Here is a 12,795-nt window from a genome sequence, read left to right on the forward strand (position 1 = left end):
GCCTTGTGGAAGCCCCCATAGCAAAAGGCCCCGCGGCTTGCGCCGTAGGGCCTTCGCGTTCGGCACCTGTTTCAAGCAGGCGCCGCGTCTAAAGCTCCGCGCCCGACAGCGCCACGCAGTGGAAGCCGCCGTCGACGTGGACCACCTCACCGGTGATTCCCGAGGCGAGATCCGAGCACAGGAACGCCCCCACGTGCCCGACCTCCTCGGTCGAGACGTTCTTGCGCAATGGCGACGCCTGCTCGTTGAAGCTCATCATCTGCTTAAAGCTGCCGATCCCCGAGGCCGCCAGGGTGCGGATCGGGCCGGCCGAGATGGCGTTCACGCGGATGCCCTCCGGGCCCAGATCCGCCGCCATGTAACGCGTGGTCGCCTCCAGGCTCGCCTTCGCCGCACCCATGACGTTGTAGTTGGGCAGGGCCCGCTCGCCGCCCAGGTAGGTCAGCGTGATCAGCGAGCCCTGGCGCTGGCGCAGCATCTCGCGGCCGTAGCGGGCCAGGGCCACGAAACTGTAGGCCGAGATCTCGTGGGAGGTCCGGAAACCCTCGCGGGTGGTGTTGTCCACGAACGACCCGGCCAGCTCCTCGCGCGGCGCGAAGGCCACGGCGTGGACGATACCGTCGATGCCATCGGTCCAGTGCTTGCTAAGCTCAGAGAAGACCGATTCGATCTGCTCGTCGGAGCTGACGTCGCAGGGGAAGACCAGCTCGCTGTCCACCGAGGCGGCGAGCTTGGTGACCCGGTCCTGGAGCTTTTCGTTCTGGTAGGTAAAGGCGAGTTCGGCGCCTTGCTGGTGCATCGCCTCGGCAATGCCCCAGGCGATGGAGCGGTCACTGGCGACACCGACCACGAGGATGCGCTTGTTCTGCAGGAATCCCATATCTGCTCTCCGGCAACTGTTGCTTGCTTGCGCGTGCCCAGGGGCGAAACGCCGGGGATGATAACATGACCGGCATGCACGCCTTCCCCCGTCCCAGCGGCCGCGCCTGGGCCCGCCTGGCGCGTTGGCTGCTGGGCACGGCTTGCCTGGTGGCCGCGGTGCAGCTGCCGGCCATCGTCGGGGCAGCGCCGGGCTCGTCGGGGGTGCACGGCCTGGCGCTGCACGGCGAGCCCAAGTACCCGCCGGATTTCTCGCACTTTGACTACGTCAACCCGGACGCGCCCAAGGGCGGGACCGTCATCCGCGAGGCCCGCGGCAGTTACGACAGCCTCAACGGCTACATCCTGCGCGGCACCAAGCCGCCGGGTCTGGGGCTGGTGGTGGATACGCTGATGGCTCACGCCGAGGACGAGCCGTTCTCCGTCTACGGGCTCATCGCCGAGCGTGTCGAGGTGGGCGAGGATGATGCCTGGGTGGCGTTCCATCTGCGCGAAGAGGCGCAGTTCCACGACGGGGAGCCGATCACCGCCGAGGACGTGGTCTATAGTTTCGAACTACTGCGTGAGCACGGTCACCCCCGGCTGCGCTCCTACTACCGCCATGTGGAGTCGGCCGAGGCGCTGGATCGGCACCGGGTGCGCTTCGAGTTCGCCCACGCCGGCAATCGCGAGCTGCCGCTGATCATGGGTGAGCTGCCGGTGCTGCCGCAGCACTACTGGGAGGAGCGGGACGTCAGCCGGACCACCATGCAGCCGCCCCTGGGCAGCGGCCCGTACCGCATCGCCGAGGCCCGCCCCGGGCGCAGCATCACCTATGAGCGCGTGACCGACTACTGGGCCGAGGACCTGCCGGTGCGCCGCGGTCGGTTCAATTTCGATCGTCTGCGCTACGACTTCTACCGGGATGCCACCGTCGCCCTCGAGGCCTTTCGGGCCGGGGAGTTCGATCTGCGCGAGGAGAACACCGCACGGCACTGGGCGACGGGGTACGAGACTTCGGCGCGTCGCGACGGGCGCATGGTGCTCGAGGAGATCGAGCACCGCCGCCCGGCGGGCATGCAGGGGTTCGTCTTCAACACCCGCCGCCCGGTCTTCGAGGACCGCGAAGTGCGCCGGGCGCTCGGCTACGCCTTCGATTTCGAGTGGACCAATCGGCAGCTCTTCCACTCGGCCTACGCGCGCACGGCCAGCTATTTCGAGAACTCCGAGCTGGCTGCGCGTGGCGCGCCCAGTGAAGCCGAGCGGGCGATCCTCGAGCCCTATCGCGACGAGCTCCCCGAGGCGGTTTTCGAGCCGTACCAGCCGTCGGTGACCGACGGCTCCGGGTGGAATCGCGACAACCTCCTGCGCGCGCTGCGCATCCTCGAGCAGGCTGGATGGTCGGTGGGGGAGGACGGCATCCTCCGTCACCAGGACAGTGGCCGGCCGCTGGCCTTCGAGCTTCTGTTGGTCAACCCTAGTTTCGAACGGGTGGCCCTGCCGTTCGTCCAGAACCTGCGGCGCATCGGGGTGCTGGCCCGGGTGCGCACCGTGGACACCACGCAGTATCAGTACCGGCTGGATAACTTCGAGTTCGATATGGCCGTTGTGGTCCTGCCGCAGTCGCCCTCGCCGGGCAACGAGCAGGCGATGTACTGGAGCTCGGCGGCCGCCGAGCAGCGGGGTAGTCGGAACTACGCCGGTGTGCGCGACCCGGTGGTCGATGAGCTGGTCGAGCGGCTGGTCACCGCCGATGGGCGCGATGAGCTCGTGCAGCTCACGCGTGCCCTGGACCGGGTCCTGCTCGCCGGTCACTACGTCATCCCCAACTGGCACACCCCGGTGCACCGGGTCGCCTACTGGGACAAGTTCGGGCGGCCGGAGATCGCCCCCGACTACGGCCTGGGTTTCGACACCTGGTGGGTCGATCCGCAGAGGGAGCAGCGACTGCGCGAGGCCAACGGCCCGCGTTCGGTCCGATAGCCGATGGGGACCATGCCGGCCTACATCCTGCGCCGCCTGTTGCTGATGATCCCGACCCTGCTCGGGGTCATGGTCATCAACTTCCTGATCGTCCAGGCCGCCCCGGGTGGGCCCATCGAGCGGATCAGTGCCGAGCTGGCCGGCACCGGGGTCGAGGCCACCGCGCGGGTGGCCGGCTCCGGGGGCGAGGTGGGCGCCGCCTTCGCCGAGGCCGGCGGTGGCTACCGCGGCGCCCACGGCATGGATCCGGAGCTGCTCGCCGAGCTCGAGCGGCAGTTCGGCTTCGACCTGCCGGCCCATGAGCGTTTTCTCACCATGATGGGCAATTATCTCACCCTCGATTTCGGCGATAGCTTCTACCGCGACCAGTCCGTCCTGGAGCTGATCGTCGAGGCGCTGCCGGTGTCGATCTCCCTGGGGCTGTGGACCCTGCTGCTGGTCTATCTCATCTCCATCCCGCTCGGGGTCCGCAAGGCGGTGCGCGATGGCTCGCCGTTCGATGTCTGGACTTCGGCGCTGGTGATCGTCGGCTATGCCGTGCCCGGCTTCCTGTTCGCGATCGTGCTGATCATCCTCTTCGCCGGCGGCACCTACCTGGATCTCTTCCCTCTGCGTGGGCTGGTCTCCGAGGGGTGGGCGGAGCTCTCCTGGCCCATGCGCATCCTCGACTACCTGCACCACATCGCGTTGCCGGTGCTGGCCATGGTCATCGGTGGCTTCGCCGGTCTGACCATGCTCACCAAGAACTCCTTCCTGGAAGAGATCCACAAGCAGTACGTGGTGACCGCCCGGGCCAAGGGGGTGACCGAGCGCCGGGTGCTCTACGGGCACGTCTTTCGCAACGCCATGCTCATCGTCATCGCCGGCTTCCCGGCGGCCTTCGTCTCGACGCTGTTCACCGGCGCACTGCTCATCGAGGTGATCTTCTCGCTGGAGGGGCTCGGGCTGCTCGGTTTCGAGGCCGCCGTGGACCGGGATTACCCGGTCATGTTCGGGACGCTGTTCATCTTCACCGTGCTCGGGCTGGTGCTGAATCTCGTCGGCGACCTGATGTACGTCGCCGTCGACCCGCGCATCGACTTCGAGACCCGGGAGGTCTGAGCCGGTGGTCGGGTCGCTGTCGCCGATCAATCAGCGTCGCCTGGCCCGCTTTCGCGCCAATCGCCGGGGCTGGTGGGCGCTGTGGATCTTCGTCGGGCTGTTCGTGCTCAGCCTCTTCGCCGAGCTCATCGCCAATGACCGGCCGCTGGTGGTCTGGTTCGAGGGCAGCCTCCACTTTCCCGTGGTCGAGTCGATCCCCGAGACCACCTTCGGCGGTGAGTTGCCCACCGAGACGGTCTATCGCGACCCCCATGTGCAGGAGTTGATCGATGCGGGGGGCTGGGCGCTGTGGCCGCCGATCCGCTTCAGCTATGACACGGTGCACTTCGGCCTGGCAGAGCCGGCCCCGGCGCCGCCTTCGGCGGAGAACTGGCTCGGTACCGACGACATGGGGCGCGACGTGGCGGCGCGTATCCTCTACGGCTTCCGCATCTCGGTGGTCTTTGCCCTGCTGCTGACCGTGGCCAGTTCGGTGATCGGGGTGGTGGTGGCGGCGCTGCAGGGGTACTTCGGGGGCAAGACGGATCTGTTCGGCCAGCGCATCGTGGAGATCTGGTCCGGTCTCCCGGCGCTCTACATCATCATCATCGCCTCGGCGCTGATCGAACCGAGTTTCTGGTGGCTGCTGTTCATCCTGCTGCTGTTCCAGTGGGTCAGCCTGGTGGGGGTGGTGCGCGCCGAGGTGCTGCGCGCCCGCAACCTGGAGTATGTCAAGGCGGCGCGGGCCCTGGGGGCCGGGCACCTACGGGTGCTGTTCCGCCATGTGCTGCCCAACGCCATGGTGGCCACGCTGACCTTCCTGCCGTTCATCATGAACGGCTCGATCACCACGCTGACCTCGCTGGATTTCCTCGGCTTTGGGCTGCCGCCGGGCTCGCCGTCGCTCGGCGAGTTGCTGCAACAGGGTAAGGACAATCTGCACGCCCCGTGGCTGGGCATCTCGGCCTTCGTCAGCCTGGCGCTGCTGCTCTCGTTGCTGATCTTTGTCGGCGAGGCGGCCCGCGACGCCTTCGACCCGCGCAGGGCGCAGGAGGCCGGGCGTGGCTGAACCGCTGCTGAGCATCCGCGGTCTGCAGGTGGCCTTCGGCGATGGCGCGCCGGCGGTGCGCGGCGTGGATCTGGATATTGCCGCCGGGGAGACCGTGGGGCTGGTCGGGGAGAGCGGCTCGGGCAAGTCGGTCACCGCCCACTCGGTGTTGCAGCTCCTGCCCTATCCATGGGCGCGGCACCCGGCCGGCTCGATCCGCTTTCGTGGCCGCGAACTGCTCGGCGCCCCCGAGCCGGTGCTGCGCGAGCACCGCGGCGGGCGCATCGGCATGATCTTCCAGGAACCGATGAGCTCCCTCAATCCGCTGCACACGGTGGAGAAGCAGATCCGCGAGACGCTGCTCGTCCACCGCGGTCTGGATCGGGTGGCGGCCCGAAGGCGGGTGAGGGGGCTGCTTGAACAGGTCCAACTCCCCGATCCGCAGCGGCTGCTCAGCGCCTATCCGCATCAGCTCTCCGGCGGGCAGCGTCAGCGCGTGATGATCGCCATGGCGCTGGCCAACGAGCCGGATCTGCTCATCGCCGACGAGCCCACCACCGCCCTCGACGTGACCGTGCAGGCGCAGATCCTCAGCCTGCTCGCCGACCTGAAGGCGCGGCTGGGCATGGCCCTGCTGTTCATCACCCACGATCTGGACGTGATCCGCCTGGTGGCCGACCGGGTCTGTGTCATGCGCCAGGGCGAGATCGTCGAACGGGGCGAGGTGCAGCGTCTGTTCAGCCGACCCGAGCATCCGTACACCCGGCAGTTGCTCGCGGCCCGGCCCGCCGGCGAGCCGGTGGCAACGGACGCCCAGGCGCCGGTGCTGCTCCACGGGGCGGGGGTCCGTGTGCACTTCCCGGTGCGCGGCGGTCTGCTGCGCCGGCCGGTGGATTGGGTGCGAGCCGTCGATGGCATCGACATCACCCTGCGTGCCGGGCAGACCGTGGCCGTGGTCGGGGAGAGCGGCTCCGGCAAGTCGACCCTGGGCCTGGCGCTGTTGCGGCTTGAGCGCAGCAGTGGCTCGATCCGCTTTCGCGGTGATGAACTCCAGGGGCGCACGGCGCGGCAGCTGCGCCCCTACCGCAGCGCCCTGCAGATCGTCTTCCAGGATCCGTACGGCAGCCTGTCGCCGCGCATGGCCGTGGGCGACATCGTCGGCGAGGGGCTCGACCTGCACCATCCACGTCTGAGTCGTGAACAGCGCAGTGCGCGGATCGTGCGCGTGCTCGAAGAGGTGGGCCTCGACCCGGAGACCCGCCACCGCTACCCCCACGAGTTCTCCGGCGGCCAGCGCCAGCGGATCGCCATCGCCCGGGCGCTGATCCTCGAGCCGCAGGTCGTGGTGCTTGATGAGCCCACCTCGGCGCTGGATGTCTCGGTGCAGGCCCAGATCATCGACCTGCTCCGCGATCTGCAACGTCGCCACGGCCTCGCCTACCTCTTCATCAGTCACGACCTCCAGGTCGTCCGCGCCCTGGCGCACGAGGTCCTGGTCATGCAGGGCGGCCGGGTGGTCGAGCGCGGCCCTGCAGAGACGGTCTTCGCGGCGCCACAGGACCCTTATACCCGGGCTCTGATGGCCGCCGCCTTCCTCTCCTCCTGAGCCATCGCGCTACCGAAGCCCCGCGCCCTTTGACATAGTTTCAAATATGCGCATACCATCGTATTCAAGAACGTTGATACGTGCGCCAGTCGCTGGATACGCAACCTGACAACGCAAAGGAGGGAGCATGCTTCATCGACTGCCCAGAGACCTCGGGGAGAACTACTCCCCGCTGTATTGGCTCGCTGCCCTGGGTGCCGGGGGGCTGACCGTATCGTTTTTCATGTGGCTGATGTTCTGGGTGCCCTACGAGGGCATGGTGCCCTTCTTCGAGGATATCGTGGCGGCGCTGGGCAGCGGTCACGCCGGCCTGCAAACGGCCATCGTACTGGCCTGGGCCGGCATCCTGGCCATGGCCTTCATCCATTTTCGTCTGCTGTTCTGGAACATCCGCGAGCATCGGCGGTTCCTGCAGACCGACGCCTACCGCAAGAACATGCGCGGCAACCGCACCGAGGTGCAGCTGCTGGCCGCGCCGCTGACCGTGGCGATGACCATCAATGTCTGCTTCGTGCTCGGCATGGTCTTTGTCCCGGGGCTGTCGGCCATCGTGGAGTGGCTCTTCCCCGCGGCCATGGTCGCCTTCCTGATCGTCGGCGGCTGGGCTCTGCGCCAGCTCGGCGACTTCTGGGGCCGGGTGCTCACCGAGAGCGACTGCGACTGCGCCGCCGACAACAGCCTGGCCCAGGCCCTGCCTGCCTTCGCGCTGTCGATGGTCGGCGTGGGGCTGGCCGCGCCGGCGGGGATGAGCAGCGTGCCGGCGACAGCGGCGTTCAGTCTGGCGCTGTCGAGCTTCTTCCTGATCGCCGCGGTGATCACTGGCGCCGTCATGCTAGTCCTCGGCGTGCGCGCGATGATGGAGCAGAACGCCAATCCGGTCAGCGCGCCGAGCCTGTGGATCGGCGTTCCCGTGCTGACGATCATCGGCATCACCCTGGTGCGCCAGACGGCGGGCATCGAGGCCCACTTCGGCGCCGAGGCCGGTGGTATCCAGACCCTGGGTCTGCTCACCTACTTCCTGGCTGCGCAGGTCGCGCTGCTGCTGCTCGGTTGGGTGGTGCTGCGCCGCTTCAACTACTTCGGCCGCTTCGTGATCGGCCCCGAGCGTTCCGCCGGCTCCTACACCCTGGTTTGCCCCGGCGTGGCGTTGGCGGTGATGATCCACTTCTTCACCAACCTGGGCCTGGCCCACCACGGTGTCATCGAGGCCTATGGGGTCGCCTACTGGGCGCTGACGGCCATCGCCCTGGTGGTCCAGGCGGCCACGATCTGGCTGGTCTTCCAGCTCAATCGCAAGCACTTCCGGGTGGATGCCTGGGCGGGGCAAAGATTGAGCCCCTCGACCACCAGTTCGTCCTCCTGAGGCCCTCAAGTTGGCCTGGCAGCCGACGACAACAGGGGTGCAGGCAGAAGTGTGATCTGGAACCCGGCACGTGGGTTGCAGGTCCCACGCATATCCGGAAACGCTCCGTGCCACAAGCCCCTTGAGGGCGGATGGCGCGGAGCGGGCGCCGGAACCGGATGGCCGCAACCGGCAATGGAGTGCCGGATAGGCGGGTAGAGAGCCCGGCCCGAGTGATACGAAATGCAGGAGGTAGTGATGTCTGCAGTAGGAGCAGTTGGCGGAGGGGCGCCGAGCATGCCGCCGCCGTCCCAGGGCGCCGGTGGTGACGACCCCTTCGAGGGTGAGGAGATGGAGGGCGCTGGCGGCTCCGAGTTCGGTGGTGAAGCCGCTGGCGGCTCGGAAACAGTGGACATCTCCTCGATCGCCGGCGGCGAGGACGTGGGCACCAGCACCGAGTCCTTTGAGGACGATGGTGGGGCAGCCAGCTACGACGCCTCCGGTGGCGTCGACGATCTGGACGCCGGTGGCGAGATCGACGCCATGGTTTGACCTTCCCAGGGGGGCAGCGGCTCACGGGCCGTTGCCCCGTCCGTTATAATCCCCGCCCTCGGACCGCCTTTCCAGCGCGGTCATCCTGTCCCAGCCAATGCGGGGAACGCCCAATGTCTGCGGTAATCGCCCTGGTCGGGCGGCCGAACGTCGGCAAATCGACCCTGTTCAACCGGCTCACCGGCAGCCGGGACGCCCTCGTGGCCGACCACCCCGGCCTGACCCGGGACCGGCAGTACGGCGTCGTGCGCCATCGCGGCAGTCACGCCGTGGTGGTCGATACCGGTGGGATGGGCGAGGAGCTCGAGGGAGTGGGCGGCTGCATGCACGAACAGGCCCGCACCGCCATCGCCGGAGCCGACGCCGTGGTCTTCCTGGTCGACGGGCGGGCCGGTAGCACCGTCGGGGATGAAGAGATCGCCGCCGAGCTGCGGCGGGCGCAGGTGCCGGTGTTCCTGGCGGTGAACAAGACCGACGGCCTCGAGGCCGGGGTGGCCGCCGCCGATTTTCACGGCCTCGGCCTGCAGCCGGTTCACAGCATCGCCGCCACGCGCGGGCGCGGTGTCGGCGAGCTGCTCGACGCCGTGTTCGCCGCGCTCCCGACCGCCGAGCCGGAGGAGGGGGAGGTCGCCGCCGGGCACGGCATCCCGGTGGCGCTGATCGGCCGGCCCAACGTGGGCAAGTCCACCCTGGTCAATCGGCTCCTCGGCGAGGAGCGGGTGGTGGTCTACGACGAGCCGGGCACTACCCGCGACAGCATCGCCGTGCCGTTCGAGCGCGACGGGCAGCACTACACCCTGATCGATACCGCCGGCGTGCGGCGCCGGGCGCGGGTCCAGGAGACCGTCGAGAAGTTCAGCGTGGTCAAGACGCTGGAGGCCATCGAGCGGGCCTCGGTGGTGGTGCTGGTGACCGATGCCCAAGAGGGGATCACCGAGCAGGACGCCCACCTGGCCGGGCATGTCCTGCAGGCCGGACGGGCCCTGGTGCTGGTTATCAACAAGTGGGACGGTCTCGATCCCGATCAGCGCCGCAAGGTGCGCCGGGATCTCGATCTGCGTTTCGGTTTCCTCGGTTTTGCACGCCACCACTTCGTCTCGGCCCTGCACGGCAGTGGCGTGGGGCTGCTGCTGGAGTCGGTGGACCGGGCCCATGCGGCCGCCCACCGGGATCTGGCCACCCCGGAACTCAACGAGGCCCTGCAGGAGGCGCTCGCCAACCACCAGCCGCCGCTCTCCCGCGGGCGGCGGATCAAGCTGCGTTACGCCCACCAGGGCGGGCATAACCCGCCGGTGATCGTCGTCCACGGCAACCAGGTGCAGCGGCTGCCGCGGGCCTACATGCGGTACCTGGAGAACTTCTTCCGCGACGCCTTCGACCTGTACGGCACGCCGGTGCGCATCGAGTGCCGGGCCAGCGAGAACCCCTTCGCCGACAAGCCCAACCAGCTCACCGAGCGTCAGCGCCGCCGGCGCCAGCGGGTCATCCACCACGCCAAGAAGCGCGAGAAGAAGCGCAAGCGCCGGCGCTAGCCGGGCGGTTCAGGTGCGGACCAGCACCACCGAGACGTTGTCCGGCCCGCCGGCATCGAGGGCGGCTTCGATCAGGTCCCCGGCGCGCTGGGACAGCGAGCGGTCCTCCTCGGCCAGGATGGCACCGATCGCCGCGTCCTCCAGAGGCTCGGTCAGGCCGTCGGAACAGAGCAGGAACAGATCCCCGGGGTCGCGCGGCAGGCGGGTGACGTCGGGCTCGGCCCAAGTCACCGCGCCGAGCGCGCGCTCGAGGACGTTGCGTTCCGGCGAGCGGCGCCCCTCGGCCTCGGTCATCGCCCCCGTCTCGACCGCGCGCTGGACCGGCGTGTGGTCCCGGGTGAGCCGCTCCAGGCGGCCGTCCCGGAAGCGGTAGATGCGGGAGTCGCCCACATGGGCCAGGGCCACTTCGTCGGGGGCCGCGCAGAGCAGGGCGAGGGTGGTGCCCATGCCCTCGTAGCGGCGGTCGCGCTCGGTATAGGAGAGCACGGCGCGGTTGGCCAGCTGGACCAGATCCGCCGGCTCCCCGCCGGACTCCAGCCAGGTGTGGTCACTGCCGTGGTGGGTGCGGGCGATGCGGATCACCGCCTCCACCGCCAGCCGCGCCGCCTCGGCCCCGTAGGGCAGCCCGCCCATGCCGTCGGCGAGCACCGCGACGCCGGCGCCCTCGTCCCAGTCGATGCGGTCCTCGTTGCGAGGTCGCTGGTGGCCGCGGTGGGTCTCGCCGGCGATCTCCATGGTTCCACGCCTCCTGTTGCAGGGTTGCCAAAGGTTTGAGGCCATCCTAGCCCGCAGAGCGTGCTGCGGGAACCTGTGCCGTGTTTGATATATGTTTAGGCGTATATGACAATGGCTGCCGATCCCGAACTGACAGCCGTCCATCATGCTTGAACTCTTCGCTCATCTCGCCACCTTGATCGTCCACGACCTGCTGGGCATCGAGGCCGGCACGCCGTTCGGCGATGCCGCGCACTTCTTCGTTGAGAGCACGGCGAAGATCTTCGCCCTGCTGGCGGTGCTGATCTACGTCATTGCTCTGGCCCGGGCGTCGCTGAACGTCGAGCGGGTCCGCGCCTTCCTGGCCGGGCGCAATCGCGTCCTCGGCTACTTCCTGGGCTCGACGTTCGGAGCCGTGACCCCGTTCTGCTCCTGCTCGAGCGTGCCGGTGTTCATCGGCTTCACCACGGCGCGGATCCCTATCGGGGTGACCATGGCCTTCCTGATCACCTCGCCGATGATCAACGAAGTGGCCGTGGTGTTGCTCTGGGGGCTGCTGGGCTGGGAGCTGACCCTGATCTACATCGCCGTCGGTTTTCTGATCGGAATGCTCGGCGGGGCGTTTCTCGACGCCATTCGCGCGGAGCGCTACCTGCAACCGTTCCTGGCCAAGGCCTATGCCGAGGGCAGTGCGCCGGCTGACGGCGCTGCCGGTGCGACGCGGCTGACCCTGCGCCAGCGCCACGACTTTGCCCGGCGCGAGGTGGGGGAGATCTTCGCGCGGGTCTGGAAGTGGGTCCTGATCGGTGTCGGCCTCGGGGCGGCGCTTTACGGCTTCGTCCCCGAGGGCTGGATCGAGGAGCACCTGGGTGCCGGTCACTGGTGGCAGGTGCCTGCGGCGGTGCTGGTCGCCATTCCGCTGTACACCAACATCACGGGTGTGGTGCCGGTGATGGAGAGCCTGATTATCCAGGGGCTGCCCATCGGCACCACCCTGGCTTTCTGCATGAGCACCGTCGCTGCGAGCTTTCCGGAGTTCGTGCTGCTCAAGCAGGTGATGCAGTGGCGGTTGCTGGCGATCTTCTTCGTCCTGCTGCTGTTCGCCTTCACCCTGGCGGGGTGGCTGCTCAATGCCGTGGAGCCGCTACTATTTGCCGGGGTGTGAGGACGGCGGCAGGCCGTTACCATGAACGATGCATAGGAGGAACGGATCCCATGACCATCATTAAGGTGCTGGGCAGTGGCTGCGCCAAGTGCAACAACACCGCCGAGCGGATCGAGCAGATGGCTGCTGATCTGGGTGTGGCCGCAGAGGTACACAAGGAGACGGGGCCGGAGGCCCTGATCCAGTACGGCGTCATGTCGACACCGGCCGTGGTGGTGGACGAGCGGCTGGTCCACAGCGGGTCGGTTCCTGAACCCGAGCAGATCAAGGAGTGGCTGCAGTGAGTCTTTTGATTTTTGTCGCGTTTCTCGGCGCCTGCATGGCGGCGGCCGCCACCGGGGCCATGTTCGGTCCCGGGCGTTGGTATGAGGAGCTGGACAAGCCCACCTGGACGCCGCCGAACTGGCTGTTCCCGGTGGCGTGGACGGTGCTCTACCTGGCCATTGCCGTGGCCGCCTGGCGGGTGGCCCTGTCCGGCTCCGAGGTCCTGGCCCTCGGTCTGGCCCTGTGGGCGCTGCAGATCGCTCTGAACACGCTGTGGACGCCGGTTTTCTTCGGTCTGCAGCAGCTCTTCGGCGGCTTGGTGGTGCTTGGGGCGCTGTGGGTCTCGGTGCTGCTGACCACGGCGGCGTTCCTGGCCGCGGACTGGCTGGCCGGGCTGCTGTTCATCCCCTATCTGGCCTGGGTCAGCTTTGCGGGCGCCCTCAACTACGACATCTGGCGACGCAACGGCGATGCCCCCTCGGCCGGCACGACGGAGCAGGGCGGCGCCTAAGCCGCTCGCCGGGGCCCTTTTACCGGGGCCCCGGCGGCGGTCTGCCGAGACCGCCTGCGCCCCTGGCCGGGGGGGGGGTCGGGCCGCTGCGGTGCCGTTGAGCGTGCCGAGCAGCGCAGTCCTTCTGCCGAGACGGTTCG

Annotated in this window: 12 protein-coding genes; 10 read left to right on the forward strand and 2 right to left on the reverse strand. The window is 68.4% G+C overall.

Features of this window, described 5'->3' with window-relative positions; translation table 11 throughout:
• Nucleotides 1-88: 88 nt before the first annotated feature.
• Nucleotides 89-880, reverse strand: coding sequence for an enoyl-ACP reductase FabI (locus LRF89_RS12130; RefSeq protein ID WP_201168772.1), 792 nt, complete (start codon nt 878-880; stop codon nt 89-91).
• 65 nt (nt 881-945) lie between these two features.
• Here LRF89_RS12130 and LRF89_RS12135 point away from each other — a divergent pair, with 65 nt between their 5' ends.
• From LRF89_RS12135 to der, 7 genes are all read left to right on the forward strand, one after another.
• Nucleotides 946-2,841, forward strand: coding sequence for an extracellular solute-binding protein (locus tag LRF89_RS12135; protein ID WP_238637220.1), 1,896 nt, complete (start codon nt 946-948; stop codon nt 2,839-2,841).
• A gap of 12 nt (nt 2,842-2,853) precedes the next feature.
• On the forward strand, nt 2,854-3,942 hold the full coding sequence (locus tag LRF89_RS12140) for a microcin C ABC transporter permease YejB (protein ID WP_238637221.1): 1,089 nt from the start codon (nt 2,854-2,856) through the stop codon (nt 3,940-3,942).
• Nucleotides 3,943-3,946: 4 nt separating this feature from the next.
• Nucleotides 3,947-4,990, forward strand: a complete 1,044-nt coding sequence (locus LRF89_RS12145) for an ABC transporter permease (protein ID WP_238635130.1) — start codon at nt 3,947-3,949, stop codon at nt 4,988-4,990.
• Nucleotides 4,983-6,575 (forward strand): ABC transporter ATP-binding protein, encoded by a 1,593-nt coding sequence (locus LRF89_RS12150; RefSeq protein WP_238637222.1) that lies wholly within the window; start codon nt 4,983-4,985, stop codon nt 6,573-6,575. Before LRF89_RS12145 ends, LRF89_RS12150 begins: the two co-directional genes overlap by 8 nt.
• Before the next feature lie 127 nt (nt 6,576-6,702).
• The gene (locus tag LRF89_RS12155) at nt 6,703-7,938 is read left to right on the forward strand and encodes a TsoY family (seleno)protein (RefSeq protein ID WP_238637223.1); all 1,236 of its coding nucleotides are present in this window, start codon (nt 6,703-6,705) and stop codon (nt 7,936-7,938) included.
• Nucleotides 7,939-8,175: 237 nt separating this feature from the next.
• A complete protein-coding gene (locus LRF89_RS12160) occupies nt 8,176-8,469 on the forward strand; it encodes a hypothetical protein (protein WP_238637224.1) in 294 nt (97 codons plus the stop codon).
• A gap of 113 nt (nt 8,470-8,582) precedes the next feature.
• The gene (gene der / locus LRF89_RS12165; RefSeq protein WP_238637225.1) at nt 8,583-10,001 is read left to right on the forward strand and encodes a ribosome biogenesis GTPase Der; all 1,419 of its coding nucleotides are present in this window, start codon (nt 8,583-8,585) and stop codon (nt 9,999-10,001) included.
• A 9-nt stretch (nt 10,002-10,010) separates the two neighbouring features.
• Here the strand turns inward: der and LRF89_RS12170 are convergent, their stop codons facing one another.
• Complete coding sequence (locus LRF89_RS12170; protein ID WP_201168757.1) at nt 10,011-10,736, reverse strand: PP2C family protein-serine/threonine phosphatase; 726 nt, start codon at nt 10,734-10,736, stop codon at nt 10,011-10,013.
• A gap of 145 nt (nt 10,737-10,881) precedes the next feature.
• Here LRF89_RS12170 and LRF89_RS12175 point away from each other — a divergent pair, with 145 nt between their 5' ends.
• The 3 genes from LRF89_RS12175 to tspO are packed head-to-tail and all read left to right on the forward strand — an operon-like array spanning nt 10,882 to nt 12,655.
• On the forward strand, nt 10,882-11,880 hold the full coding sequence (locus LRF89_RS12175) for a permease (protein WP_201241371.1): 999 nt from the start codon (nt 10,882-10,884) through the stop codon (nt 11,878-11,880).
• 50 nt (nt 11,881-11,930) lie between these two features.
• Nucleotides 11,931-12,164 (forward strand): thioredoxin family protein, encoded by a 234-nt coding sequence (locus tag LRF89_RS12180; RefSeq protein ID WP_201168753.1) that lies wholly within the window; start codon nt 11,931-11,933, stop codon nt 12,162-12,164.
• On the forward strand, nt 12,161-12,655 hold the full coding sequence (gene tspO, locus LRF89_RS12185) for a tryptophan-rich sensory protein TspO (protein WP_201168751.1): 495 nt from the start codon (nt 12,161-12,163) through the stop codon (nt 12,653-12,655). Before LRF89_RS12180 ends, tspO begins: the two co-directional genes overlap by 4 nt.
• Nucleotides 12,656-12,795: the final 140 nt, after the last annotated feature.

The organism is Halorhodospira sp. 9621, from assembly GCF_022228055.1.
Taxonomy (GTDB): domain Bacteria; phylum Pseudomonadota; class Gammaproteobacteria; order Nitrococcales; family Halorhodospiraceae; genus Halorhodospira; species Halorhodospira halophila_A.